The 24,271-nt window shown below is 66.1% G+C and carries 24 protein-coding genes and 1 pseudogene; 14 read left to right on the forward strand and 11 right to left on the reverse strand.

The window, feature by feature from the left end; all coding sequences use genetic code 11:
* Positions 1-81 precede the first annotated feature (81 nt).
* Positions 82-3,399 carry an NACHT domain-containing protein gene (locus FHX72_RS09850; protein ID WP_183624736.1) on the reverse strand — a complete coding sequence of 1,106 codons (3,318 nt, stop codon included), beginning with the start codon at positions 3,397-3,399 and terminating at the stop codon, positions 82-84.
* Positions 3,400-3,555: 156 nt separating this feature from the next.
* Here FHX72_RS09850 and FHX72_RS09855 point away from each other — a divergent pair, with 156 nt between their 5' ends.
* Positions 3,556-3,966 carry a hypothetical protein gene (locus tag FHX72_RS09855; RefSeq protein WP_183624738.1) on the forward strand — a complete coding sequence of 137 codons (411 nt, stop codon included), beginning with the start codon at positions 3,556-3,558 and terminating at the stop codon, positions 3,964-3,966.
* Between the two features lie 65 nt (positions 3,967-4,031).
* Here FHX72_RS09855 and FHX72_RS09860 read toward each other — a convergent pair whose 3' ends face one another.
* Positions 4,032-5,528 (reverse strand): dicarboxylate/amino acid:cation symporter, encoded by a 1,497-nt coding sequence (locus FHX72_RS09860; protein ID WP_183624740.1) that lies wholly within the window; start codon positions 5,526-5,528, stop codon positions 4,032-4,034.
* Positions 5,529-5,805: 277 nt separating this feature from the next.
* Here FHX72_RS09860 and FHX72_RS09865 point away from each other — a divergent pair.
* Together FHX72_RS09865 and FHX72_RS09870 are read left to right on the forward strand one after the other, a co-directional pair.
* Positions 5,806-7,421: pseudogene (locus tag FHX72_RS09865) on the forward strand (DHA2 family efflux MFS transporter permease subunit).
* Positions 7,422-7,521: 100 nt separating this feature from the next.
* Positions 7,522-8,226 (forward strand): TetR/AcrR family transcriptional regulator C-terminal domain-containing protein, encoded by a 705-nt coding sequence (locus FHX72_RS09870; protein ID WP_183624742.1) that lies wholly within the window; start codon positions 7,522-7,524, stop codon positions 8,224-8,226.
* Positions 8,227-8,262: 36 nt separating this feature from the next.
* Here FHX72_RS09870 and trmB read toward each other — a convergent pair whose 3' ends face one another.
* Entirely contained in the window at positions 8,263-9,003 is a 741-nt protein-coding gene (trmB, locus tag FHX72_RS09875) for a tRNA (guanosine(46)-N7)-methyltransferase TrmB (protein ID WP_183624744.1), read from the reverse strand.
* A 129-nt stretch (positions 9,004-9,132) separates the two neighbouring features.
* Here trmB and FHX72_RS09880 point away from each other — a divergent pair, with 129 nt between their 5' ends.
* Entirely contained in the window at positions 9,133-9,558 is a 426-nt protein-coding gene (locus tag FHX72_RS09880) for a hypothetical protein (protein WP_068482051.1), read from the forward strand.
* Here FHX72_RS09880 and FHX72_RS09885 read toward each other — a convergent pair.
* The 4 genes from FHX72_RS09885 to FHX72_RS09900 form a co-directional block, all read right to left on the reverse strand.
* Entirely contained in the window at positions 9,555-10,082 is a 528-nt protein-coding gene (locus FHX72_RS09885; RefSeq protein WP_183624746.1) for a MarR family winged helix-turn-helix transcriptional regulator, read from the reverse strand. The two genes, FHX72_RS09880 and FHX72_RS09885, sit on opposite strands and share 4 nt — an antisense overlap.
* A gap of 82 nt (positions 10,083-10,164) precedes the next feature.
* Positions 10,165-10,899, reverse strand: a complete 735-nt coding sequence (locus FHX72_RS19685) for a response regulator (RefSeq protein WP_338110105.1) — start codon at positions 10,897-10,899, stop codon at positions 10,165-10,167.
* On the reverse strand, positions 10,893-12,209 hold the full coding sequence (locus FHX72_RS09895) for a sensor histidine kinase (RefSeq protein ID WP_183624748.1): 1,317 nt from the start codon (positions 12,207-12,209) through the stop codon (positions 10,893-10,895). Before FHX72_RS09895 ends, FHX72_RS19685 begins: the two co-directional genes overlap by 7 nt.
* Positions 12,210-12,350: 141 nt before the next feature.
* A complete protein-coding gene (locus FHX72_RS09900) occupies positions 12,351-13,817 on the reverse strand; it encodes a protein adenylyltransferase SelO (RefSeq protein ID WP_183624750.1) in 1,467 nt (488 codons plus the stop codon).
* A 219-nt stretch (positions 13,818-14,036) separates the two neighbouring features.
* Between FHX72_RS09900 and FHX72_RS09905 the strand changes: the two genes are divergently transcribed.
* Complete coding sequence (locus FHX72_RS09905) at positions 14,037-14,222, forward strand: MbtH family NRPS accessory protein (RefSeq protein ID WP_068483935.1); 186 nt, start codon at positions 14,037-14,039, stop codon at positions 14,220-14,222.
* A 4-nt stretch (positions 14,223-14,226) separates the two neighbouring features.
* On the opposite strand, the gene FHX72_RS09910 is transcribed toward FHX72_RS09905, so the two are convergent.
* Positions 14,227-14,934, reverse strand: coding sequence for a hypothetical protein (locus tag FHX72_RS09910; RefSeq protein ID WP_183624752.1), 708 nt, complete (start codon positions 14,932-14,934; stop codon positions 14,227-14,229).
* Positions 14,935-15,152: 218 nt separating this feature from the next.
* Here FHX72_RS09910 and FHX72_RS09915 point away from each other — a divergent pair, with 218 nt between their 5' ends.
* Positions 15,153-15,485: a hypothetical protein gene (locus tag FHX72_RS09915; RefSeq protein WP_156475869.1), complete on the forward strand. Its 333-nt coding sequence runs from the start codon at positions 15,153-15,155 to the stop codon at positions 15,483-15,485.
* A 69-nt stretch (positions 15,486-15,554) separates the two neighbouring features.
* Positions 15,555-16,283, forward strand: a complete 729-nt coding sequence (locus FHX72_RS09920) for a DUF554 family protein (RefSeq protein ID WP_183624754.1) — start codon at positions 15,555-15,557, stop codon at positions 16,281-16,283.
* A 12-nt stretch (positions 16,284-16,295) separates the two neighbouring features.
* Here FHX72_RS09920 and FHX72_RS09925 read toward each other — a convergent pair whose 3' ends face one another.
* Positions 16,296-17,642 carry a carboxylesterase family protein gene (locus tag FHX72_RS09925; protein WP_183624756.1) on the reverse strand — a complete coding sequence of 449 codons (1,347 nt, stop codon included), beginning with the start codon at positions 17,640-17,642 and terminating at the stop codon, positions 16,296-16,298.
* Between the two features lie 195 nt (positions 17,643-17,837).
* Here FHX72_RS09925 and rpmB point away from each other — a divergent pair, with 195 nt between their 5' ends.
* From rpmB to FHX72_RS09950, 5 genes are all read left to right on the forward strand, one after another.
* Complete coding sequence (gene rpmB, locus FHX72_RS09930) at positions 17,838-18,074, forward strand: 50S ribosomal protein L28 (RefSeq protein ID WP_068483927.1); 237 nt, start codon at positions 17,838-17,840, stop codon at positions 18,072-18,074.
* The gene (gene rpmG, locus FHX72_RS09935; RefSeq protein ID WP_068483925.1) at positions 18,074-18,244 is read left to right on the forward strand and encodes a 50S ribosomal protein L33; all 171 of its coding nucleotides are present in this window, start codon (positions 18,074-18,076) and stop codon (positions 18,242-18,244) included. The genes rpmB and rpmG overlap by 1 nt, the downstream gene beginning before the upstream one ends.
* A 2-nt stretch (positions 18,245-18,246) precedes the next feature.
* The gene (rpsN, locus tag FHX72_RS09940; protein WP_068483923.1) at positions 18,247-18,552 is read left to right on the forward strand and encodes a 30S ribosomal protein S14; all 306 of its coding nucleotides are present in this window, start codon (positions 18,247-18,249) and stop codon (positions 18,550-18,552) included.
* Between the two features lie 317 nt (positions 18,553-18,869).
* Positions 18,870-19,493: a hypothetical protein gene (locus FHX72_RS09945; RefSeq protein ID WP_183624758.1), complete on the forward strand. Its 624-nt coding sequence runs from the start codon at positions 18,870-18,872 to the stop codon at positions 19,491-19,493.
* On the forward strand, positions 19,493-19,729 hold the full coding sequence (locus FHX72_RS09950) for a helix-turn-helix domain-containing protein (RefSeq protein ID WP_068483919.1): 237 nt from the start codon (positions 19,493-19,495) through the stop codon (positions 19,727-19,729). Before FHX72_RS09945 ends, FHX72_RS09950 begins: the two co-directional genes overlap by 1 nt.
* Before the next feature lie 27 nt (positions 19,730-19,756).
* On the opposite strand, the gene FHX72_RS09955 is transcribed toward FHX72_RS09950, so the two are convergent.
* Both FHX72_RS09955 and FHX72_RS09960 read right to left on the reverse strand, forming a co-directional pair.
* The gene (locus FHX72_RS09955) at positions 19,757-20,599 is read right to left on the reverse strand and encodes a DpnII family type II restriction endonuclease (protein ID WP_183624760.1); all 843 of its coding nucleotides are present in this window, start codon (positions 20,597-20,599) and stop codon (positions 19,757-19,759) included.
* Positions 20,596-21,720, reverse strand: coding sequence for a DNA adenine methylase (locus FHX72_RS09960; protein WP_068483945.1), 1,125 nt, complete (start codon positions 21,718-21,720; stop codon positions 20,596-20,598). The genes FHX72_RS09955 and FHX72_RS09960 overlap by 4 nt, the downstream gene beginning before the upstream one ends.
* A gap of 109 nt (positions 21,721-21,829) precedes the next feature.
* Between FHX72_RS09960 and FHX72_RS09965 the strand changes: the two genes are divergently transcribed.
* Both FHX72_RS09965 and FHX72_RS09970 read left to right on the forward strand, forming a co-directional pair.
* On the forward strand, positions 21,830-23,548 hold the full coding sequence (locus tag FHX72_RS09965; protein ID WP_183624762.1) for an AMP-binding protein: 1,719 nt from the start codon (positions 21,830-21,832) through the stop codon (positions 23,546-23,548).
* A gap of 213 nt (positions 23,549-23,761) precedes the next feature.
* The gene (locus tag FHX72_RS09970) at positions 23,762-24,049 is read left to right on the forward strand and encodes an HU family DNA-binding protein (RefSeq protein WP_068483913.1); all 288 of its coding nucleotides are present in this window, start codon (positions 23,762-23,764) and stop codon (positions 24,047-24,049) included.
* The last annotated feature ends 222 nt before the right edge of the window (positions 24,050-24,271 follow it).

Raw genomic sequence — 24,271 nt, forward strand, 5'->3', positions numbered from 1 at the left:
CGGCAAGGGTCGCACGCCCGGCCCCGCGCATCCCGAGCTTGCTTTGGGGGCCGGCCGGGGTGCCCGTCGAAGAGTCGCGGACTAATCGCCATTCGCCGCTTCCGAGTCCGTGGACTCGATGATCGTGCGCTCGGCCTGCAGAAGTTCGTCCCAGTAGAGCGGTAGCGCGTCGTCTTGAACCAGCCATTCCGCAGCTCTCTGCAGAGCACTGAGACGCAGCTCGACCGACGCGCTCGAGGTGACAACCGTATCGAGAACTTTACGTGCCAACTGAGGGGCGCGTCCGGGTGGGACCAGGCTCGAGTACACCTCCAATCTCGGAGTGGCACTCTGTGCTCTGAAGAGCTTATCGAGGTAGAACATGATGGCCGCTTCTGCGTCCTCAGCACCCATGTTCAGTAGCACGTTGCTGAGTGCCACGAAGTGACGCTCGGCTGTACTCCTCGCGAGAAGTGTGAGGACCTCCTCGTGCGGGAAGAACTGGAACTTACTGGCGAGCGCATAGGAACTCACAAGCGGAGCTGCGCCGGTGTCAAGGTCCTCCTCGAGCGACCAGGCCTGGACCAGCATCGGAAGCGACTCAAGGTCGACGGCTTGGATGGCCTGCCACGCTGCACGGCAGAAAGCCGCGCTGCTTTCGGCCGTGACTGCGCCGGCACGGGCGTTCTCAAGAGTCTGAGCGAGAATTGCTCGAGTGTTCTCCATTGCTATGTATGGAAGCGGGTAAGGCGGGACATCGTTGTCGAGAGACCGGCGCCAGATAGCTGCGAGCACCGTGCTCAGGAGCTGGTCTTCCGGCGGCAGGTCGAGATTGTTCGCGGAGGCAGACGTTCCGACGGCGCTAGCAGCGAACGGGGGCAACTTTTGCGAGCTTATGAGATGCATGGGCGAGGGATCATCAGGTCTTTGATTCTTCGCGAGAGATCTGACGGTCTCGTCCAGCCAATCGAGTAGGAGCGGCTCGCCTCCCCTTTCTTCGAGAACCTTCTTGCATTGAAGGCGAGCATATGTCGAGCCCACTGCGCACAGAGCGTCGAAGAACTCCCGTGCCAAGGGCGAGTTCCAGTGCCGTCCCAGGCTGTCGATCATCACGTCCACAAGCGCATCGCTCGCATCGACAAAGATGTCACTGGAGATCCACGTGATCTGGCCGTCCGCCAATGCTCGGAGGCTTCGTGACTGGGCAGCATGAAGATCCGTTTTCGACTGCGCGTCAATCTGCTCGCGAAGGAGCACGGCATTATCTCGACCGCCGTCGAGCGCGAGTATGCACTCCCCCAGCGTGTACTCCGCAGGGTTGGCGCTGTCCAGTGAGTAACCGAGACGAGTCCGGTGCTCTGGGGACATTTGTTCGAGTTCTTCAGTCGCCTTCACTGTAGATAGAGATCGGTCCACCGAGAACGCAGTATAGTACTCCTGATTCGCGAAGAGCTCGGAGATGGTTTCCAGCCGCCTAAATTGTGTGCCGCTGGCCGAGATCGAAGCCGCTTTCGCGGATCCAAATACGTGAGCTCTTGAGTCGCCTGAGTCCTCGAGTTCCTGGAGCGCGTCGACAAGGAGTTCGATGCCGCCCATGCTTCCGAGGTAGCCGGCGCAATGCTCGAGAGCAACAGCCCAAGTGCCCGGACGTAGAACTGCAGCTTTGAGAAATGGCTTTATCGAGGATTGCTCCGTTCTGATCCTCTGCGCCAGCCATCGGCCGGTGAGGTGCTCGTGCAGTGTCCTGTGCAGCCAGCGGTAGGCCTGGGACACCGGGTCCTCACCCCGGGGGAGGTCATTCGGCACCAGCAAGCCCTCTTCGCTCGCTAGGAGCGCGACAGGCTCGATGCGAGGGCCCAAGCGAGGGTCGAACGCAAGTTCGGATAGCGACATGTGATCCGCCCAGCGAGGTTCTCGCGTGCCGTCTTCTCCCGGCTGGGTGGACATGACTCCAGCTGTCTGCGTTGCAATCTCGATGACCGAGAGGATCTCGCCGGGCGAATCACGTTGCTGCTCAGCTCCCTTCCACTCTCGCCGCAGGAAGCGCGAAAGGTACTGTTGGTAGAGCCCGGTTTTCGTGAGTGCGACGTCCTCGTGCGAGGCTACGTAGCAGATGAAGCCGGCAAGCAACGGAATGCTGGCGATATCCGTCAGCCCCGACCCGGACGACAGCGCGGCCCGAGCGCGGGCCAAGCCGAGTGCATCTTCGTCGGTCACTTCGTTGAGGTCAGGGCAGAACCAAGTCACGAAGAACTTATCAACTGCTTCCGGATCCAAGGGATTGACGACCAGTTCGGTTGCCGAGGGCAAGGGCAGGGAGTAACCGGTGATTCGCGACGCGACCAGAATCCGTCCACGAATACCATCAAGCGCCCCGAGAAGCTGTATGACCTGGTTGCGTCGCGAGGGCGACGAGATTTCGTCAAGGCCATCGAAGGCAAGCAGGAACTCCGGGTCATGAAGCAGCATTCCAAGGATGGCTTTCTTGGTCTGAGGAGAACACGTTCCAGCCAGACGCCGCTCCGCCACTTCAAGTACGAGTGCGGCTGCGTCCTCCGGCGTCCGTGTCCGCGCGAACTCGCGCTCCTGGGCCAGCTCTCCAAGCTCGTCGAGACGGACCGTCAGGCAGGGGTGCCCATCATCGGTTCGCTGCACGACGAACGCCCCTAGGGCGGTGCTCTTGCCGTACCCCGGGTCGCCGAGGAGCACTCCGCGCTCCAGGTCTTGAAGCTGGTCAAGGACCGGCTCGCCACTTCCGCCGGCCAGGTCGCTATACAGTCCCGAAGTTACCCCGAGGTCCTTCTGCCATCCTTCTTTCAGCTCGCTTGCTGTGAGGGTCTGGGCCAGCATCCTCATCTCGAGATGCGGTCGATAGTAGGTCGGGGGTTTCGTGACCCTCAGCCCTGCCAGAAAACGCTTGGCGTCGATATCGCGCGAGTTGCTTGAGCTACCCCGTCGACTCTCACAATGCTTGCGGAAACTCTTTTCGATGAGCTCAGGACGGAGGTCCGCTTCACTCCCGGACCCCTCTTCGCCATGGAATGACAGAACGTACCGAGCTTCAAATTCGTTCATGCCTTCCGCGCGGGCGAAGTGCTGGAGCCAGGAGGAAGCGAATGAGGCACCGTCCCCAAAAACGAGCTGGAGAGTCTTCGCGCGCTGGTTCAACTTATTCCTGAAGCCGGGGTCCGCGCCGTTCGTGCTCAACGCCAGACCCTGCTCAAACGGGATCTCGAGTTCTGCGCTCAGCCAAACGAGGCCCATGAGTCGGGCGCTCGGAACGCCGAGCCCGTTCTGAATCGCCATTCCGCGCATGGGCCGACGACCCGCTGCATACGCGCTCCGGAGCTTCTCTTCGTGCACCGCCATGAGCAGGCCGATGAAGTCCTCCGCTCGCGTTACGGAAGTGTCCTTATCCACGACTAAAGCTTCCCAGGCGAGCCGACGTCCGGCAAGAATCAGCCGCGCACAGGCGCGCATTCGTGTGCGCCCCTGTGCGGAGCGCCGGGAAGCGCCTCCGCGCAACAATTTCTCTCAGCCACACCAGTGGCTCTCAACACAGGCCAAGGAGTTCTCATGAGCAGCACCACTATCCACCACCCTCCCGGAACGTACGCGGAACGTGGATTCGGCGACGTCGGTCGCCAGCGCACCCTCGGGACGTTCATCAGCAAGTTCATCGCCACGCTCGCCATGATCGTCGCCTTGTTCGGAGGGGCGCTCATGTTCGCGGCTCCCTCCGAAGCGGCAACGAGCAGGTGCGGGAGTGGAACCTGCACCGTGTACCTCACCAAGTCAGAGACTGTGGCTCTCTCGAACGGCAAGGTGCCAAACATCAACCTCGGCGCGCTGACAGTCCCGTACCGGGTTCTGGCCTACGGGCACGTCGCGATCGCCAAGGGCTGGGTGGCTCGAGGCAACTGTGTCGGGTTCACGGTCAGCATCAAGCCCTGGGCCACGCAGGGCATGTTCGGCTACCGCTGCTGAGCGCAGGCCTGCAGGAAGGCCCACCCCTCGGGGTGGGCCTTTCTGCGTTGCGCTCGGCGACAGCTCTAGCTGCGGCGTTCCGCTTCCTGCAGCGTCGCGCCTTCGAACTCGTCCTGCTCACGGTCGGACGCGGTTCCGGTGGAGCGCCGGATGCTCTCCTCCACTTCCTCGTCGGTCTCGTCGGAGAAGGCGACGTCGCCGCGCGGGGCGTTGTAGAGCTTCTCGTTGAGGATGCCCTCGCGCTTCGCGACGATCATCGGCACAAGTGCCTGGCCCGCGACGTTGGTCGCGGTGCGGCCCATGTCGAGGATCGGGTCGATGGCGAGCAGCAGGCCGACACCTTCGAGTGGGAGACCAAGCGTCGAGAGGGTGAGCGTGAGCATGACCGTCGCGCCGGTCGTGCCGGCGGTCGCGGCCGAACCGACCACGGAGACGATCACGATGAGGATGTACTGCATGATCGAGAGCTCGATGTTGAAGAACTGGGCGACGAAGATCGCGGCGATGGCCGGGTAGATCGCGGCGCATCCATCCATCTTCGTGGTCGCGCCGAACGGCACGGCGAAGGATGCGTACTCGCGGGGCACGCCGAGGTTGCGCTCGGTCACGCGCTGCGTGAGGGGGAGCGTGCCGATGGAGGAGCGGCTCACGAACGCGAGCTGCACGGCCGGCCACACGCCGGAGAAGAAGCGGCCGATGGACAGCCCGTGCGCCTTCACGAGGATCGGGTAGACGACAAACAGCACCAGGGCGAGGCCGATGTAGATGGCGATCGCGAACCAGGCGAGGCTCGTGAGCTTCTCCCAGCCGTAGTTGACGACGGCGCTCGCGATGAGGCCGAGCGTGCCGAGCGGGGCGATGCGGATGATCCACCACAGCACCTTCTGGATGACCGCGAGGGCGGACGCGGTGAATTCGAGGAACGGCTCGGCGCGCTTGCCGAGGCGGAGCGCCGCGATGCCGATGACCACGGCGATGACGATGACCTGCAGCACGTTGAACGCGATCGTCGAGTTCACGTCGCCGGTCTCAGCGTCGACGCGCGAGCGCACGCCCATGCCGAGGAAGTTCTGTGGCACGAGGCCCGTGAGGAAGTTCCACCAGGTGCCAACCGAAGAGGGCTCGCCGGTCTCGAGCTGCGACTGGTCGACGCGGCTGCCCGGCTGGATGGTGACGCCGAGCGCGATGCCGATCGTCACCGCGATGAGCGCGGTGATGCCGAACCACAGGAGCGTCTGCCCGGCGAGGCGCGCCGCGTTGGTGACGAGTCGCAGCTGCGCGATGCTCGAGATGACGGCGGTCAGGATGAGGGGGACGACCGCTGCGGTGAGGATCGTGACGTACGAGCTGCCGATGGTGGCGAGCGTCGCAGCGAGCCCGTTGGGGTTGCCTTCCGCGTCGTCGCCGAGGTTGCGCGCGACGAGTCCGAGCACAACGCCCAGGACAAGAGCGGCAAGGATCTGGAATCCGAACGACGTGAGGAGCTTGCGCGCGCGGCTTTTGGGGCGCGGCGTCACCTCGGCTTCGGTGGTTTCGGCGTGAGTGGGGGTGTTGGCCGACATGGAAGATCTCCCGATGCGATTTCTCATTTCGCGGGATTTTCCGCGAACTGAGCGAGGCTACGCCTGAGCCGGGGGAGTGTCACGGGTGTGACGGTTCATGACACGCAACTAATTGTTCGCTCTGGGATGTCACGAGCGGTCAGGCGGGGAATGAAACGGCGGCACGGCGTAGTCCATCTCGGCGAAAAGTAATTAAACAATCGAGCAAAATTGCAGCAAACCAGGCGTACTGTCGCCTCGTTCTCTTCGATCCCCTTGCGCAAGAAGTTGGAGCATCATGGCCGAGTCAACGCGTCGCCGGTGGATCGGGCTGGTCTTCATCAGCGTCGCGGTGGCGCTCATCATCGTCGACTCGACGATCGTGAACGTCGCTGTGCCGTCGATCGTGACGGAGCTCGGCATCACATCGACCGAGGTCCAGTGGGTGCAGGAGGCGTACACGCTCGTCTTCGCGTCGCTGCTGCTCCTCTTTGGCAGCCTCGCCGACCGCGTCGGCCGGCGCCGCCTGATGCTCATCGGCGTCGTGATCTTCGCGCTCGCGTCCGTGGCGGCGGCGCTCGCCCCGACCGGGGGCTGCTCATCCTCGCCCGCCTCGTGCAGGGCGTCGGCGGCGCCATGATCCTCCCCACCACCCTCTCGCTCATCAACGCGACCTTCCGAGGGCGCGAGCGCGGTATCGCCTTCGCCGTCTGGGGGTCGACGATCGGCGGCATGGCGGCCGTCGGGCCGCTGCTCGGCGGCTGGCTCACCACTGAGTTCTCGTGGCGCTGGGCGTTTGGCATCAACGTGCCACTTGGCATGATCATCGTCATCGGCGTGCTCGCCTTCGTCAACGAGTCGCGCGAGCCCGCGCGGCAGCGCCTCGATCTCGTCGGAGCCGCCCTCTCGGTGGTCACGTTCGGCGCGCTCGTCTTCGGCCTCATCGAGGGGCGCACCTACGGCTGGTGGGCGGTCAACGAGACCTTCACGGTTGGGTCGTTCGAGTGGCCGCTACCTGTCTCACCTGTTCCGCTTGCTTTCGCGATCGCGGCCCTCGCGCTCGTCGCGTTCATCGTGCGCGGCGTGACCAGGACCCGCCGCGGCCAGTCGTCGCTCCTCGAGTTCTCCCTCTTCCGCATCTCCTCGTTCCGCAACGGCAACATCGCGGCGCTGGTCGTTGCCCTCGGCGAGTTCGGCATCATCCTGTCGCTCCCGCTCTGGCTGCAATTCGTGCTCGGTTTCGACGCCCTGCAGACGGGGTTCGTGCTCCTGGCGTTGGCTGCAGGCTCGTTCGTGGCGAGCGGCTTCGCGGGCGCCAGCAGCGGCAAGGTCAGCGCCGTCATGATCGTGCGTGTCGGCATTCTCGCGGAGATCGTCGGCATCGCCTGGGCCGGCTTCATCATCGCCCCGGATGCGCAGTGGGGGTGGCTCATCCCGGCCCTGTTCGTCTACGGCTTCGGAGTTGGCCTCGCGACGGCTCAGCTCACCGGTGTTGTGCTGCAGGATGTGCCGGTCGAGCTCTCCGGTCAGGGTTCCGGCACGCAGTCCACGTCGAGGCAGGTCGGTTCGGCGCTCGGCGTCGCGATCCTCGGCACGATCCTGTTCACGACGACCGGCGCATCCCTCGGCGCTTCGCTTGACGATGCGCAGCTACCCGTTGAGCAGCGAGACCAGGTCGTCTCGGCCGTCGTAGACTCCGCCGGTGGCGCGATCGCCGGCCTCGGCGAGAACCCCGCCACCGCGGACTTCGCCGGCGACGCGAAGGCCGCGCTTTCCGACGGCACCCGCGCCTCGGCCTTCACGGCCGCCGCCTTCCTAGCGCTTGGGCTCGCGGCGACGCTCAGGCTCGGGTCCGGGAAGCGCGCAGACGAGTCCGAAGGCCAAGAACCCGCCTCGTCCAAGTCCTCCGGGTAGGTCCCCCTCGCGATGCACTGCGTACACTGACGTTTTCGCTTTCCGTCCAGAAAAGCTCTTCGTCCAGTAGGGCTTTCCGTTCAGTGAAGGGGGTGCATTCATGGTTCGTCCCCGTGTCCCGATGCTCTCCGTGGAGAAGATCGCGCTCGCCGCGCTCGAGCAGATTGATGCGACGGGCGACTTCTCGATCCCCCTTCTTGCGGATCGCCTCGAGGTCGGTGCATCCTCCCTCTACCATCACGTCGACGGGCGCGCCGGCATCATCGAAGCCGTCCGTCAGCACCTCAGCGCCGGCAGTGCGGGGGCGCTGCTCGCCGAGCCCGGTCAGACTGTCGAGGCCGAGCCCGAGGCCGAGCCCGCGCAGGCGGATACCTTGCCCTACGACCTGGACCAGTCGGACTGGCGGGTCATGCTCCGGCACTGGGCGCGGGCCTACGTCGTCGCGATGTCAGCGCATCCCCTCGCCGTGCCGCTCATGGTGCGGCAGCCGGTGAACAACGCGACCGCCCTCGACATCTACGAGAGCGCTGCGCAAGTTTTCACCGCGGCGGGATTCACGAGTGAGCAGGCGATCGTCGTGATGACCTTCATCGAGAACTTCGCGATCGGGACCGCGGTCGACGAAGCGGCGCCTGATGTCCCGTGGGCGGGCGATCCGGAACGACACGTCGCGCTGACCGCGGCGCTCGGCTCCGTACCACCCCGGGCTCGCGGCATGCTCGCGTTCGAGTTCGCCCTCGACGCCGTCGTGGCCGCGATGGAGCGGATCCTCGAGCAGAGCCCCCAGCACAACCTCGAGCAGTAGTACTCGGCACACCGACCGGCCGGTCGACCCGGCCCGCTACTCCGCGGTCACGTAGCTGAGGTCGTGGATGCGCCGCCCGGCCTTCGCCGCCTTCCGCTCGAAGACGGTGAGGGTGCGTCCATCGAAGCGTGGGGCCCAGTCGCCGGGGTGCTCGCTCGTGAACTCGGGCGCCGCATCCAGCACCTCGCGCATCTGGAAGGCGTAGTCCTCCCAATCGGTCGCGAGCCGCATGCGGCCGCCCGGGCGCAGTGCGTTCGCCGCGACGGCACTGAAGCCGTCGCGCACGAGCCGCCGCTTGGTGTGCTTTGCCTTGTGCCACGGGTCGGGGAAGAAGATCCACAGTTCCTCGACGCTGCCAGGAGGAAGCATGTGCTCGAGCACCTCGACGGCGTTCGCCTCGACGAGACGCACATTCGACAGGCCCGCATCCTCGATCCGCCGCAGCGTGCGCGCGAGGCCTGCGACGAAGACCTCGACGGCGAGGAAGTTCCGTTCCGGACGCTCGGCGGCGGCAGCGACCACGGCCTCACCCGTGCCTGAGCCGATCTCGACGACCAGCGGCGCATCCCGACCGAACAGTTCAGCCGGGTCAACCCGGAATGCCGGGTTCACGGAGAAATCCAGTTCGGCGCGTTCGACGTCGACCAGGTACTTGGGGCCAAGCGTCTCCCACGAAGTCTGCTGACCGTCGGTGAGTCGGCCGCTCCTCCGGGAGAACGAGAAGATTGGACGATGCGAGGGATGCTGCGCCGGCTGGGCGGTTTCTGCGTCTGACACCCGACAAACCTAGGCGATGCGTACGCCGATACGACAAACCGTGCTCGCCACGCAAGAGTGTTCAGCAGAGAGCTCCGGATAGGGGATGCTGGGTGCAGGAAAGCCGTCACCCCCGGTCGGAGGTTCAGAATGCCGTATCGCAGCAAAGAAGTGCTCGAGTCATGGGCTCGCGAATTCGAGAGCCTCGGCTACGCCGAACCCGGGGTCGTCAACGTCATCATCCAGGACGGCGACGAGGGGCAGGACACGGGGCTCGTGCGCGTGCAGCTCTCGAACGTTCCCACCGAGCTCTACCTGCAGCCGGGCACCCGCGACAGCCCGAAGTGGTCGGTCACGCTCGAGCCGCGCGAAGACATCCTGCACCTCTCTGCGGCAAATGTGCACGCCCTATCCCAGGAGCTGGCGGTCGTCTCCGCGCTCTGCACGTTCCTGCAGGCGAAGTCGATCGTGCTGCTCGCAGAGCTCCACTCGCAGGCGCACACGGAGGTGCAGGCGTCGTCTCAGCCCGAGTCGCAGCCCGCGGCGCAGGCCGTGTCAGCCGACGCGAACGCCTAGCCCGCGCGGGATTCGCCAGCCTCGCCGGGTCGTTCCGTGGCCACGCCGAGCGCATGCGTGAGCAGTTGCGCGAGGCGCTGAAGCGTCTCGGCGTCGGCCTCGCCGGCGACTGTCGCTTCGAGTGATCTGTCGAACTCGCTGAGGCGGTTCCACGGTTCGGCCGAGAGGTCGACGGTGACCGTGAGGAGGCTCGCGCGCCGGTCCGTTGGGTCGGTATCGCGGTGGATGGCGCCACGCTCGAGGAGTCTGTCGCACAGCGTGGAGACGCCGGCGGACGTGAGACCCAGATGCGCGCGGAGGGCGCTTGGCCGGGCGCCGGGGTTCTGCTCGAGGTAGGCAAGGGCGCGAGCGTCCATCTCGCCGATGCCAAGCGACCGCCTGGCCTCGTTCTGTGACGCCTGGCGGGCCTCGGCGAAGGCGGTGAGCGCGTCGCTCAGTTGCGACGCCGGCGTCTGCTCGACCGTGGGTGTGGCGCCAGGCTGTGCTGCCCGACTCTGACGGTCGGCCGAGGGAGTGTTCGTCATGGCAGCGCTCCCCTCGATGTCAGTTGTGCCGCCCAGAGTACACGCAGGGCGTCGACGAGGACCGCGCCCGGTCAGCCTCCGGTCAGCCGCGTTCGAGCGCATCCCACTCGAGTGCGAGCAGTGCCAGCTGCACTCGGTTGGTGACGTGCAGCTTCGAGAACAGACTCGCAAGGTGCGTTTTCACGGTTGCCTGGCTGACGTACAGGGCCGTGGCGATCTCCGCGTTGGTCATGCCCTGCGCCACGTACCTGGCGATCTCCCGCTCTCGGCCGGTCACTTTCGCGAGCAACGAATCGCTCTGCCCGGCAGTCGGCCTCCGCTGCTGTTCGCTTGCTCGGTCGGATGCCCCAGTATCAACGGATGCCGGAGCGTCGACCGAACCGCCCGCGGCCGCGGCGCGCACGAGCCGGTCGAGGGCGCTCGGGGAGAAGACGGCCTTGCCCTGCGCCGCGTCGAGCACGGCACCGACGATGTCTTCCGGTGGGGCGTCCTTCAGCAGGAACGAGACGGCGCCGGCCCGCAGGGCATCCAACAGGAACTCCTCCGTGTCGAAGGCGGTGAGCATGACGACCTTCGCTCTGGCTCCGTTGGCGGTGAGCTGCTCGACGGCGTCGATTCCCGTGAGGCCGGGCATGCGGACATCCATGAGGATGACGTCAGGGTCATGCTCCTCGGCCAGGGCCAGCGCTTCGTGGCCGTTGGTTCCTTCGCCGACAACACGGATGCGCTCGGCGCCGTCGATGAGCAGGCGCAGGCCCATGCGGATACCCGCCTCGTCGTCGACGATGAGCACGCTGATGCTGTCTTCGGTCACCACGGAAGCTTCACCTCGACAACAAAATCGCCGCGCGCCCTGGCGCCAGCTTCCAGAGAGCCGCCAACCAGGTGGACGCGCTCGCGGGCGCCGATCAGCCCGTAGCCAGTGCCGAGGGCGAGGGCGTCGCCGCGCTGGAGGGCGTTCGCGACCGTGACGGTCATGCTGCGCTCGCCGCCGTCGAGTTCGATGCGCACGTCGGCTCCCGGGGCGTGTTTGCCGGCGTTGACAAGCAGCTCTGAGAGCGTGCGGCAGAGTGCGCGAATGCGCTCGTCGGACAGCCTGGAGAGGTCGCCAGGCCCGATGGAGAGCCAGGAGACGAGGGGCGGGCTCTGCGTGGGGGTGCCGTTGGCAAGCAGCGATTCGAGCGCATCCAGGCCAGGAAGCGGAGTGTCGCCTCGCCCTGAATCGCTCGGTTCGCGCATGCCCTGGAGCACTTCGCGCAGGCGGGTGTTCGCGCGTGCTGCCGACTCGCGCACCGTGGCCGCAGTCTCTCTCACGAGCTCGGGGGACAGGTCGCTGCGGTAGGCGAGCGCACCGGCTTGCGTGGCGACGACGGCGAGGTCATGGGAGATGGAATCGTGCATGTCTCTGGCGATCGCGGCTCGCTCCTCGGCGCGTGCGCGCTCCAGGTCGGACGCCCTGCTCTGTGCAAGCGCGGCCCGCTCGCGTTCGGCTGAGGCGGCCTGCGCGCGCAACGACGTGATGAGCGCGGCTCGCGTGCCCCGGGAGCGCCCGAACAGCAATGCGATGACCGTGGAGAGCGCCACGACGATGATGTAGAAGATCGGCGCATCCATGGGCGCGCGGCCGGTGATGCTGGACTCGAACCAGTCCCAGAGGATCCCGCCGCCGACAACAAGCGCCACAACCGACACATCCATGGGCAGCGAGCGACGGGCGCCGAGCCGCATCACGGCGATGAGCCACGCCGCGAACGCCAGCGTGCTGGTCATGCCGATCGCGACGATCCACAGGTTCCCGGCGCGGGAGCCCCGTACCGGGCCGATGGCAATGCAGGCCGCGAGTCCCACGACCAGATTGATGATGAGGAACCCATAGAACGCGCCGGACTCAGAGTCGGTCGCCGGGTCGTCGAGCGTGACGGCGAGCGTCAGCGTGAAGACGATCGCTCCCGCGAGCAGTGAGCCGAGCGAGACCGCGACCACCCGCATCCACGGGCGCCACCGGCGGTGTTCCGCGGGAGCCTCCGCTGACCTCAGGTCGCTCTCGGTCAGGCGCCCACCAGCCAGCCCGCCGTCGAGGGCCAGCTCGTCCACGAGGGGAGGGGCCAGCGGCCGGGGGATGGTCATGGCACGAGTCTAGGAAGACCCACCGACAATCGGATCGGCCGTTCGGTTGAAGTCGGCTCTAGAAGCAGAACTCCATGTTGGAGAGGGAGATCCACTGCTGGCTGGTTGTACCGGAGGTCGGGTTCGTGTCCGAAGAGGGCGTCAGGTGCCGCAGAACGTGCGGTACGCGCCGAAGTCCGGCGGCGCCCCGGTCGCATACCGGTCAAGATCCGCGCGCTCGTCGTAGGGAGCGGTCACCGCGCCGAGCAGATCTTCCAGGGGCTGCAGATCGTCGGCGCCAGCCGCATCGAGCGCCTCCTCGACGAGATGGTTGCGTGGGATGTAGACGGGGTTCACCGCATCCATCGCCGCGGCATCCGGCTGATGTTCGAGCCAAGATCGAGCCCACGTGCGAAACGCGGGAGCCGACTCTCCGAAGGCGTCGAGCGCCGGTTGCCGCTGGCCGCGCGCATAGGCACCCAGCGCCCTGAACGTGGAGGTGTAGTCGGCGCGGCTCTGCTGCAGGAGCGCCAGCAGCTCGCCAAGGAGGCGCTCGGCTTCGTCAGGGTCGACGTCGTCTGGTAACCCGAGCTTGCGCCGCATCCCGTCGCCCCAGGCATCCTGGTAGGCCGGGCCGAACGATGACAGCGATCGTTCGACGAGCCTGACCGCCTCGTCCTCGTCTTCATGAAGCAGGGGCAGCAGCGCCTCCGCGAACCTCGTGAGGTTCCACCCGGTGGCGTGCGGCTGGTTGCGGAACGCGTAGCGGCCCTGGTGATCGATTGAGCTGAAGACCGCGTCAGGGTCGAAGGCGTCGAGGAACGCGCACGGTCCGTAGTCGATCGTCTCGCCGGAGATCGTCATGTTGTCGGTGTTCATGACCCCGTGCACAAACCCCACGAGCATCCACCGCGCCACAAGCGACGCCTGCGCGGCCACGACCCGTTCGAAGAACGCGAGGTACGGGTTGCTCTCGGCGGCGACGGAGGGGTAGTGCCTCGCGATTGCATGGTCGGCGAGGCGGCGCAGCAGATCGAGGTCGCCGGTGGCCCGCGCGTACTGGAACGAGCCGACACGCAAGTGGCTGCTCGCGACCCGGGTGAGCACGGCGCCAGGACGGACATCGTCGCGCTGGACCATGCGCCCGGTGGCGACAACCGCCAGGGAGCGGGTCGTCGGGATGCCGAGAGCGTGCATGGCCTCGCTCACGATGAACTCCCGGAGCATCGGGCCGAGCACAGCGCGCCCATCGCCCCCACGGGAGAAGGCGGTGCGACCAGAGCCCTTGAGGTGGATGTCTCGGAGCTGTCCGGCCGTATCCGTCACTTCCCCGAGGAGGAGGGCGCGTCCATCGCCGAGTCGCGGCGAGTACTGCCCGAACTGGTGCCCCGCGTAGGCCTGGGCGACCGGGGTGGCACCCTCAGGCACCGTCGTGCCGAGGAGCAGCGCGACTCCATCATCCGAGCGCAGGAACGCGGGGTCGAGACCGAGCTCGGCCGCGAGCGCGTCGTTGAGGAGGACCAGCCGTGGGGCTGGCGCCGTCTCGGCCTCCCACGGCGAGGCGAGCTCGGGGAGGTCTCGCGCGAAGCGGTTCTGGAAGGTGACACCCGCGTGCGTGGTCGCAGTCATGCGCGCCACAGTATGCGGGTTGCCGGGCTGTCGCGTGAGAGCGTCCGCCTCGGAGTTCACATGCCATTCATTGAAGCCGGTCGTACGATCACCATCGCCTGCCCAGACCCCCGCCGCGGCATAGCAAGACTCCAGCCCGGAGTCCTAGCGAACGCGATGCGAGGTCCGATTGCCAATTCCATTCACGGTCGCCGATGACCGCAGCCGGAGCGGCGCGCTATGACGCCGTGGGAAGAGACGGGCGTGCAGCTCTTCGTGCTCAGGAACGTGCACCGGCAGCACTCGCTCTGGCCGGACTTCGCCGACTTCCCCGCCGACTGGGTGCCGGTCTTCGGCCCCGCATCCGCCGCCGACTGCCGCGCCTACCTCGCCGGAGACCGCCAGGAGCACGACCTCGACTCGTGACCGACTACTGGACTTCCTCGAACTCGAAGACACCGGCTGGCGCCGTTGCGAGGAGGTCCTGCCGGTAGGAGTCCGAAAAGAGCGCAGCATCGATGCCCAGGATGATCCGATTGAGTTCCACGTCCATCCGCACCGAGGTCAGCCCGTCGTCGTTGCTCGTCCAGAGCGAAGTCACCGCGAGGTCGGCCTTGCAGAGGGTCGCGTACGAGAAATCGACGAGCCTCGGTGCGAAGGACGCGCCTTCCGCTTCGATCGCGGCGGCCGCGGCTTCCACTTCCGGCGATTTTGCGCGCAGGGCCTGCCAAGCGGTTTCGGCGTCGTTTCCGCCTGCGGCGAAGCCGACCACGGAAACCCCGACCGTGCCGCGGGGACCTGGGCCGGCCGCGATGTTTACGTTGTCGAAGCCGCCGACCTCGTCGGGGAGAAGGAACAGCAGCTCCTGCTCGTGCGCCGCGATCCGGGTGTACAGGTCGCCGGACGTCTTCCCCGCCGGCAGGTCGATCCACTTGGCGTGCTGCGTCAGGCACTGCGTCATCTGCACTGGGACTGGCTGGTTGGTCATCTCCTCCATGGGGATGCCCTCGAGCGAGTCCTGAGATGGGGTCCCCTCGGCCGCGGGAGCAACCGAGTTCGCGGATGCAGGAGCGGAGTCGGATGCGCTCGCGGTGGGCTGCGGGGCTGCGGGGCTGCCGGAGAATCTGCCTGGGCGCATCCCGCGAGGAGCAACAGGGCACCGCAGAGGATCGACGCTGGGACGAGGCGACGGAGGATCATGCACCTGACCCTATGAACGCGGCAGGCTGCATCCGGTCACGAAACGATACCGACGCCGATCTCGCGCATCACGATTCGGAATCAGCGCCTGGCGTCGCCGGTGTAGTCGTGGCTACATTCGAATTACCGCGCCCGCACGCCGAGAGGGAGACCACCGTGATCCTGACGTTCCAGTTCCAGCCCGTCGACGACCTCCATGCCGCCGTGCAGCATTACCTCGATCTCGGCTGGGAGGAAGCGTGGCGCGAAGGCGAGCACACCGTCTCCCTGCAGATGCCGGAGCTCGAAATCGAGCTCATGCTCGACGACGAGCCCGGGTGGGGGCCGGCCGGACCCATGTACTTCGTCGACAACGTGGATGCGTGGCGCGCTGAGCATCCGACGGTCACGACGGGCGAGCCGCGGGAGATCCCAGGCGGGAGAGTCGTCGAGGTCACCGCTCCTGGCCACACGTATTACGTGTTCTCCGTTGAAGAAGTCGAGGGATAGCGACGTAGCCCGCGTCGCCCGAGACGGCGCGCGTCGCGGCCCAGGCGAGGTGGGCACCATAATCGGACGGTGATCATCGGGTCAGGGACGCTAGTGAACGTCGCGCTCATCCTCGTCGGAGGCCTCCTCGGCATCCTCCTCGGGGACCGGCTCAAGGAGCGGACCAAGACGACCGTCACCGCGGTCCTCGGCCTGTTTGTCATCGTGCTCGGCGGCATGAGTGTCGTCGACATGGGCTCCGCCGCGCTCGCGGAGGCCGCCGGTCCCTTCGCGATGATCGTCATCCTCCTGTCGCTCGTGTTCGGGGCGCTACTCGGCTCCGGGTTGCGCATCGAGGATCGGCTCGAGGGGCTTGCAGTCTGGGTGCGCGGTCGACTCAAGTCCGAATCCGACGGTGACGGCCGCTTCGTCGACGGCATGGTGACCGCCACGCTCCTCTTCTGCGTCGGGCCCCTCGCCATCCTCGGCCCCATCTCCGACGGTCTGGGCCTCGGCGCCGACCAGCTCTACGTCAAGGCGGTGCTCGACGGCTTCGCCGCGATGGCCTTCGCCTCGACCTTCGGCAAGGGCGTGCTGTTCGCGGCCGTTCCCGTCGGGATCATCCAAGGTGCCTTCACCCTCGTCGGCTTCCTCGCAGGCGACGTCTTCAGCGACGCCCAAATCGACGGACTCTCGGCCGTTGGCGGGCTCATCCTGATCGCCCTCGGGGTGCGATTGGTCCCGCTCGGGGCGATCCCGGTCGGCGACCTGCTCCCCGCGCTGGTCATCGCGCCAGTCGCGCTCGCGTTCCTGGGTTAGCGGCGGGTGCGCTCAGCGCCGCCGAAACTTCGCGACGCCCGGGATGCTGTCGGCCTCGGTCGGCAGGGTTCCTCGCGCGAAGTCGCCCCAGACCGCGCGCATCCGCTTGCCCTCGCGGTCGATCTCTGACCAGCTCGCGCCGCGGACGAGGGGAGCCTTGCCCCACGTCGCCCGGTTGCCGAAGAGCAGAGGCAGGTCGATCATGTGGCAAGCGCCCCACACGTTGTGCGGCGCTTTCCAACTCACGACATACGTCGATGCGCGCCCGCCTGCTCGCACGTGCCGCCCCGCGAACCTGTTCGCGTCTCGCCGGTAGACGAGCCAGGTGAGTGCGGCGACGACCCACGCAGTGAGCGACTTCCCGACGACCGGCAGCTCGCTCAGGCGCTTCGTCTGCGGGATGCGCGGGACGAAGAGGAGGGCTTCCTCCGACGTGTGCCCGATGAGCAGGTCGATCTTGCGGGCGTTCGCGTCGCGCCCGGCAAGTACACCGGCGGTGTCGGGCAGCGGGGCGAGCCCGTGCTGCGGGCTGAACGACATTGCGCCCTGCAAGCCGTACTCGGCGGATGCGCGGAGCGCGGCGGCCTGCGCGCGCACGACGTCCGCGACGGGCGTCTCCGGATTCAGGCCGGAAGTCGCCGCGAGCATCTTGCTCTGCATCTCCTCGCGCCCGCCCTCGACGTTCAGCGGCGCGCTCTGGACGATCGCCCGCGCGAACAGGTCCGGCGCCTCTGGCAACGCCATGAGCTGAGCGATGGCGTGAGCGCCGGCCGACTGCCCGTACGCCGTCACCTGCCGAGGGTCGCCGCCAAACGCCGCGATGTTGCGCTGCACCCACCGGAACGCCTCGACGATGTCGAGTAGCCCCAGGTTCGCGGGGCGCGCATCCGTGCCGCCGAGGAACCCGAACAGGCCGAGCCGGAACGTCGCGTTCACGGCGACCACGCGCTGCTCCGCGACCAGGGGAGCGGGGTCCATGACCGCGGCGTCGCCGGCGGCGGAGACGTAGGAGCCGCCGTGAATCCACACCATCACCGGTAGCTGCTCGCCCCGCGTGAGGTCGGCGGGCAGCGTGATGGAGAGCCGCTGGCAGTCCTCATCGACCCCGAGCTCCGCGATGCCGCTGCCAAGCACTTCCTCGAGTACCGTCATGGGCGCCTGCGGGCAGGCTGGCGACCAGCTCTTCGCCTCGAACACCTCGGCCTCCGCGCGATCCGCGACGGGCCGCGGAGCCTCGAACCTAGCGGCCTCCGCATACCGGATGCCCGTGGCGCGCACGATCCGCCCTCCGCCCGGCCGGTCCTCAGTCCATCCGGAGACAGGGCCGCACGGAGGAGAGAAGGTAGGGGAGGAAGCCATGCTCGAGTCTTTCATCCCGCTCGCCGCCGATTCTCGTCGCAGGCTTGCGCTCTCCCGGGCGTGTCGCCTAAGCTCGACCCTTGGTGCGCCGGGGTTCCCCTCTGGCGCGACCGTGTCGGTGTGCATCCGCCATCGACGCAGACAAGAGATCTTGGGCGGGGCCTTCTGGTTCCCGCGGTATCTACGGAGGAAACAATGGCAGCAGTGTGCCAGGTGACCGGGGCGGTTCCCGGATTCGGTCACAACATCTCGCACTCGCACCGACGGACCAACCGTCGGTTCGACCCGAACATCCAGAAGAAGAAGTACTTCGTGCCTTCCATGAAGCGCACGATCACGCTGACGCTTTCGGCTAAGGGCATCAAGGTCATCGACGCACGCGGCATCGAGTCCGTCGTCGCTGAGCTTCGTGCGAAGGGAGTCAAGTTCTAATGGCGAAGAAGAGCCAGGACGTACGTCCGATCATCAAGCTCCGCTCCACCGCTGGAACGGGCTACACCTACGTGACGAAGAAGAACCGTCGCAACACGCCTGACCGCCTCGTGCTGAAGAAGTACGACCCGGTCATCCGCAAGCACGTCGAATTCCGAGAGGAGCGCTAAACATGGCCAAGAAGAGCAAGATCGCCAAGAACGAGCAGCGCAAGGTCATCGTCGAGCGCTACGCGGAACGCCGCGCAGAGCTGAAGAAGGCTCTTGTCGACCCGAACGGCACCGACGAGTCGCGCGAGGCAGCTCGCGTCGGCCTGCAGAAGCTTCCCCGCAACGCTTCGCCGGTTCGCGTCCGCAACCGCGACAGCATCGACGGACGCCCCCGCGGCCACGTCTCGAAGTTCGGCATCTCGCGTGTCCGCTTCCGCGACATGGCTCACCGCGGTGAGCTTCCAGGAATCACGAAGTCGAGCTGGTAACCACCAGCCCGCCAGCAATGGCGTAGTGCTTTCCCGAAACCCCCGAGCGTCTTCGCTCGGGGGTTTTGTGCATTCGGGGTTGCGTGGGGGCGTGTCGGTGGGTGGACGGTGCGCTCGCGCTCGCGCTCTCCGCCCTGGCGCCGCTTTCCGGATGGGTTGCACGCTTCGGGATGGGTTGCAGTGCATCCCGAAACGTGGAACCCATCCCGAAACGGGGTGTACCGGTGTGGATGCCCGGGTAGGTGGATGCGCGGGGTTGCGCATCCAGCCATATCGTTTATCGTTATGCATATCGAGAAACGATATGGAGGAAGATCATGAACGCACGTCAGAACGTGGAAGGCACGGACCGCGAAGCGAAAGAGCTCGGCTACCTCTGGCCACTTGGCATCGTCGCCGCCGGGCTTGTTGTCCTGAAGCCCCTCGAGAACGTCGTCGGCTACTTCGTCGACGGGAGCGTCCGCGTCAATGCGTCGTTCGAGGGCGCGTCCGTCTTCCTGCCGGCCCCCGTGGGGGCCGACGTCCCCCTCGACGGCGCCTCGACGATCCTGGTCGCCGCCGACCTCATCCCCACGGGCGCGCTTGTGCTCCTCCTGATCGGTCAGATCATCGGCGCCGTGCTGAGTGTCGCCGCCGTGTGGATGCTCCTGCTGTTCGCCAGGAACCTCGCGAAGGGTGACTTCTTCGGCCGGAAGAGCATTGGCCTGCTCGACTGGTCGTCCGGCCTGGTGGTCGCGGCCCTCGCCGCCCCCGGGTTCTTCGAGCTGCTCGGCACGAACTGGACCATCGCCAAGCTCGGGTGGAGCGGGTCGGATGCACCCGAGCCGACGATCCTCGACCAGACCTGGGCGTTCCTGCTCATCCTCGTGATCCTGCTCGTCGTGAACCTCATCATGCGCCGTGGCGCGCGCCTGCAGCTCGACCAGGAAGGGCTCGTCTGATGGTGCCGGACCCGCTCGAGGAGCCGCACTACATCGTGTGCCACCTCGGCGAGATCATGGCACGTCGCGGCATCACGCTCGTCGACCTGTCGGAGCGGGTCGGGATCAGCGTCGTCAACCTGTCCGTGCTGAAGAACAACCGCGCGAAGGCCGTGCGCTTCGAGACGCTGGCGAGGCTCTGCGCCGTGCTCGAGTGCAAGCCGGGCGAGCTGCTCGACTACCTGCCGCCGCGCTGATCGTCGGCAGGTGTGTCGGTCTGTCGTCTACGGAATGAGTCCTCGAAGCGACGCCGCTTCCTGCAGGTCATCACGGAATTGGTCGAGTGTCGCCAACGTGTACATGCCATCGATCTGCTGGGTTTCCCAGAGCTCGTGGATTCGTTGAAGGTCGCGCTTCCGCGACTTCCATCCAATGCCATCTATGACTGCGATCACGAATTGCCGGGGCTGTCGGACGTCAGCCATGTCGACGATCTCTCGAACGGCGTCACTCAACTTGCTCCCGGTCGAGTCGAAGCCTTTGGCAGCTACGACGATTTCTGCGCTGTCGCCTTTGGGTACGACGAGATCGCAGGGAGCCGTTCGGCCATTTCGCCCTATGAAGCGGGTCCGTGTCTGGTAGTTGAGGCCGAGGTCAGCTGCAATGGCTTCGATCTCATCCTCCACCTTCCGGCCCGAGATACCAGCCTGAGTCGCCGTGACTCGTGTGCCTGCCCGAGCCACGAGAACATCGCCGAGCGTGTATCGGCGCACTTGTTGCGTTTCAAGCAGCCGTACGAGGTCGTAGTCGCGATCGAGGAAGTCGATGAGCTCCTCGGGCCGGTCGCGTGCAAGCGTCTGCCAGCCAGAGGTGTCGAACTGATCTTTCAAAGCGTTCTTCAGACGCTCCTGGCTGAGCCCAACGATGAGACCGAGGACTGGGATGTCCTGCGGGTGGTCCTGGCTCCACGATGAAAGCGAACCTGGATCGATCGCGGGAAGTCGTTCGAGGGACTCTGACGCCGCCTTGATTGCCTCTGCCTCCGGCGTCGACGCCGTCGGGTCGATGTGCCCGGTGAGTCGTCCCAAGCTGCCGATGTATTCCTCGAAGCTGACCGCACGACTCATGAGTTAGTCCCGACGAATATGTACTCGCTCGCGTCGCGTCGCGTCGCGCTCGAGTGCGTGCCGAAGCTGTACTTGTGGTCGATGGCTGTAACCCGAACCTTGGGCTTCACCTTCGCAAGAAGCTCGACGATTCGATCGGCATGCGGCAGCGCGTTGGACGAGTAGGACAACACGATGGCGCCTGCTTCGCTGAACTTGTCGAACGTCTGCGAGAGGGCTGTTTCGATGGAGCGCTTGTAGGCGAACGGGGTGTAGCGCTTCTCCAATTTTTTGGTCCGTGTCTCTTCCATGATTCTGGTTCCGCGCCAGTAGACGCTCAGTCCTTCGAGGAAGTGATAGCGCTTGATGTAATCGGCATCGTCTTTGGGAGGGGCATACGGAGGATCAAGGTAGACGATGTCTGAGCTGAGATCCGGAAGGTCGAAGACGTCACCGGTGAGTGCCACGTTCTCCATTCCATTGCTGAAGACCGTGGCGTTGTAGTCGGCCACTCGCTCGCGAAAATGCTCGCGCAGACTGAGTCGAAGGTCGCGCCTGCCATCTGCGTACCGACCGGAATCGGTGAAGGTGAAGACGCCGCGGGGTTGTTTCTTCGCGGCCGAGAGCACGAGCGCGGCGATGGCGATATCGCGACGATAGCCGTCGAGGGTGTCGATGTGTGACCACGCCGAGTCGAGGAATGTGAGGTCCTCGTGGGTGAAGTAGAGGTCTTTGAACTTCGTTTGGATGAAGTCCCTGTCGTCGGCTGCTGGCCCGCAGATGAGCTCGACAGTCTGCGCGTCGAGTAGTTCGCTCGAGTTCTCGACGGTTGCGCGAGCGATCACCGTCGGGAAAGTCAAGAAATCGTTGCTCGTGACCTGAAAGCCCTGAGTCTTGAGGAGGTAGGAGACAACACCTGAGCCGGAGAATGCGTCGACGGCCGTTGTCCCGCCCAGCTCCGAGAAAGTCCGCTCAAGGTGAGCGAGGAGACGGTACTTCGAACCCATGTATCGGAGGCGAGGGAATACCTGCGCCTGCTTGAGGGCTTCGGCGGAGTTCGTAGGGCGCGAGAGGCGCTCGAGCGAGGTGGCCTGCTCGGAGGGCCGCGATTGAGCGCTCACGGAACTGCGTAGATCTGACACGTGAGAAGTGTCGCAGGGACGACCGACAGAATCCACCTGCGGCGGCCGCCGCTTTGGGAGCGTGATCCTGAACCGCGCAATGTCGGCGGCGTGGGTGAGAATGGCACGCATGTCAGATGTTCGAGGCGCAGACGCCTTCCGCGCCGCACGTGATCAGCTGCTCGCCCTCCGCACGGATGCGGAGCGCGCGAGCCGTGAGTTCGAGTGGCCAGACGTCGGCGACAGCTTCAACTGGGCGCTCGACTGGTTCGACGAGATCGCATACGGAAACGAACGCACCGCGCTCTGGATCGTCGAAGACTACGGCAGCGAGGCCAAGTACAGCTTCGACGACCTGCGGCGGCGATCAAACCGGGTCGCGAACTGGCTGGAGGCGCAGGGCATCCGCCGCGGCGACGTCGTCATGCTCATGCTCGGCAACCGACGCGAGCTGTGGGAAGCGATGCTCGGCGCGCTGAAGCTGGGCGCCGTCATCCTCCCCACCTCGGTTGTGCTCGGCCCGCACGACCTCGACGACCGCGTCGAACGCGCCAGGGTTCGGCTTGTCATCGCCGAGGAAGCCGACGCGGCGAAGTTCGACAACGTCCTCGGCAGCTACCGCGTCGCCCAGGTGGGCGCCGGGCTCGACGGCGCCGCGCGTGAGGCGTGGCTCGACTTCAACGACATCTACGATGCGTCGGATGCGCCCGTCGAGAAGCGCACTGCGAGCGACGATGCGGCCCTCATCTACTTCACGTCCGGCACAACGAGCCACCCGAAGATCGTGGTGCACTCGCACCGCTCCTACCCCGTCGGCCACCTCTCGACGATGTACTGGATCGGAGTCGAACCAGGAGGCGTGCACCTCGCCATCAGCGCGGCCGGGTGGGGGAAACACGCCTGGAGCAGCTTCTTCGCCCCCTGGAACGCAGAGGCGACCGTCTTCGTCGTGAACTACCAGCGATTCGACGCGGCCCTCCTGCTCGAGCAGCTCGGCAAGGCGGGAGCGACGTCGTTCTGCGCCCCGCCAACCGTGTGGCGCATCCTGGTGCAGCACGGCAAGACCGAGAAGCCGCGGGCCATGCGTGAGCTGCTCTCGGCTGGAGAGCCGCTCAACCCTGAGGTCATCGCGCGCATCCACGACTGGTGGGGGCTCGAAATCCGCGACGGCTACGGCCAGACCGAGACGACGGCGCTCATCGCGAACTCGCCCGGCTCTGTCATCAAGCCCGGCGCCATGGGCCACCCGCTGCCCGGCATGAACGTCGTGCTCCTCGACCCCGTGACGGGAGCAGAGGGCGACGAGGGCGAGATCTGCCTCGACATGCGCGGCGAGCGCCCCGTGAACCTCATGACCGAGTACCTCGGATCGCCCGCGGCGACCGACAACGCCGTGCGCGACGGCTTCTTCCACACGGGCGACGTCGCCGTGCGCGACGAGAACGGCTGCATCACGTTTGTCGGCCGCACCGACGACGTGTTCAAGTCCTCCGACTTCAAGGTGTCGCCGTTCGAGGTCGAGAGCATCCTCCTCGAGCACGACGCCGTCGCGGAGGCAGGAGTCGTCGGGGCACCGGATGCGACGAAGCTCAACATCACGAAGGCCTACGTCACCCTCGCGGCGGGGTGGGAGGCGAACCGCCAGACGGCGCTCGAAGTGCTCAGGCACGCGCGCGCATCCATGCCCCCGTATATGCGAGTGCGCCGCCTCGAGTTCTTCGACCTGCCGAAGACGGCGTCGGGCAAGATCCGCCGCGTCGAGCTCCGTAACCGGGAAGTGGAGGCCGAAGGCGCACGCCTCGATGGCGAGTGGCGCGACGACGACTTCCCGGAGATTAAACGGCACTGATCAAGCGCGGTTAAGGGCATCGATCCGGTCCAGAAGGGCCAGAAACCGGTGAATTAGGTGGCAAGACACGGCGTGTCAGGCGAATCTGCATGCCGGAGGCCCCGCTTTTGGTAGGTTGACGAAGGTCCTGCCGCGGAATCCCGCGGAACTGCAGGACTTCTGAACCCAACATGCTGCACTCGCAAGGGCGGGGCTGCGTCCTAAGGAGGACATATGGCAGACAAGACTGTGAACAAGACCGAACTCGTTGCCGCGATCGCGACCGAGACCGGCCAGAGCCAGGCTGTTGTTGGAAGCGTCCTCGACGCACTCTTCAGCGAACTCGCCTCGAACGTTGCCAAGGGCACCAAGGTCACGATCCCGGGCTGGCTCTCCGTTGAGCAGACCGCTCGTGCCGCGCGCACCGGCCGCAACCCTCAGACGGGTGAAGCCATCCAGATCGCCGCCTCGAAGGGCGTCAAGATCTCGGCTGGCTCGAAGCTCAAGGCCGCAGCTAAGTAGTCTTCGCGCCTGAATGCACGCGGGGTCGCTTCCACTCGGAAGCGGCCCCGCGTTCGTGTGTGCGCCCGAGACGGCCGTTTCGGGATGGGTTTCACGCATGCGGATGGGTTGCAAGCCATCCGCATGCGCGAAACCCATCCCGAGTCTGACCGGTGCGGCAGGTTGCGGCGGTGCGGTGCGCACGGCTGACCGCGTCCGCCTGTGGATGAGGAGCCCGCCCGC

The organism is Pseudoclavibacter helvolus (assembly GCF_014191305.1).
Lineage (GTDB): Bacteria > Actinomycetota > Actinomycetes > Actinomycetales > Microbacteriaceae > Pseudoclavibacter > Pseudoclavibacter helvolus.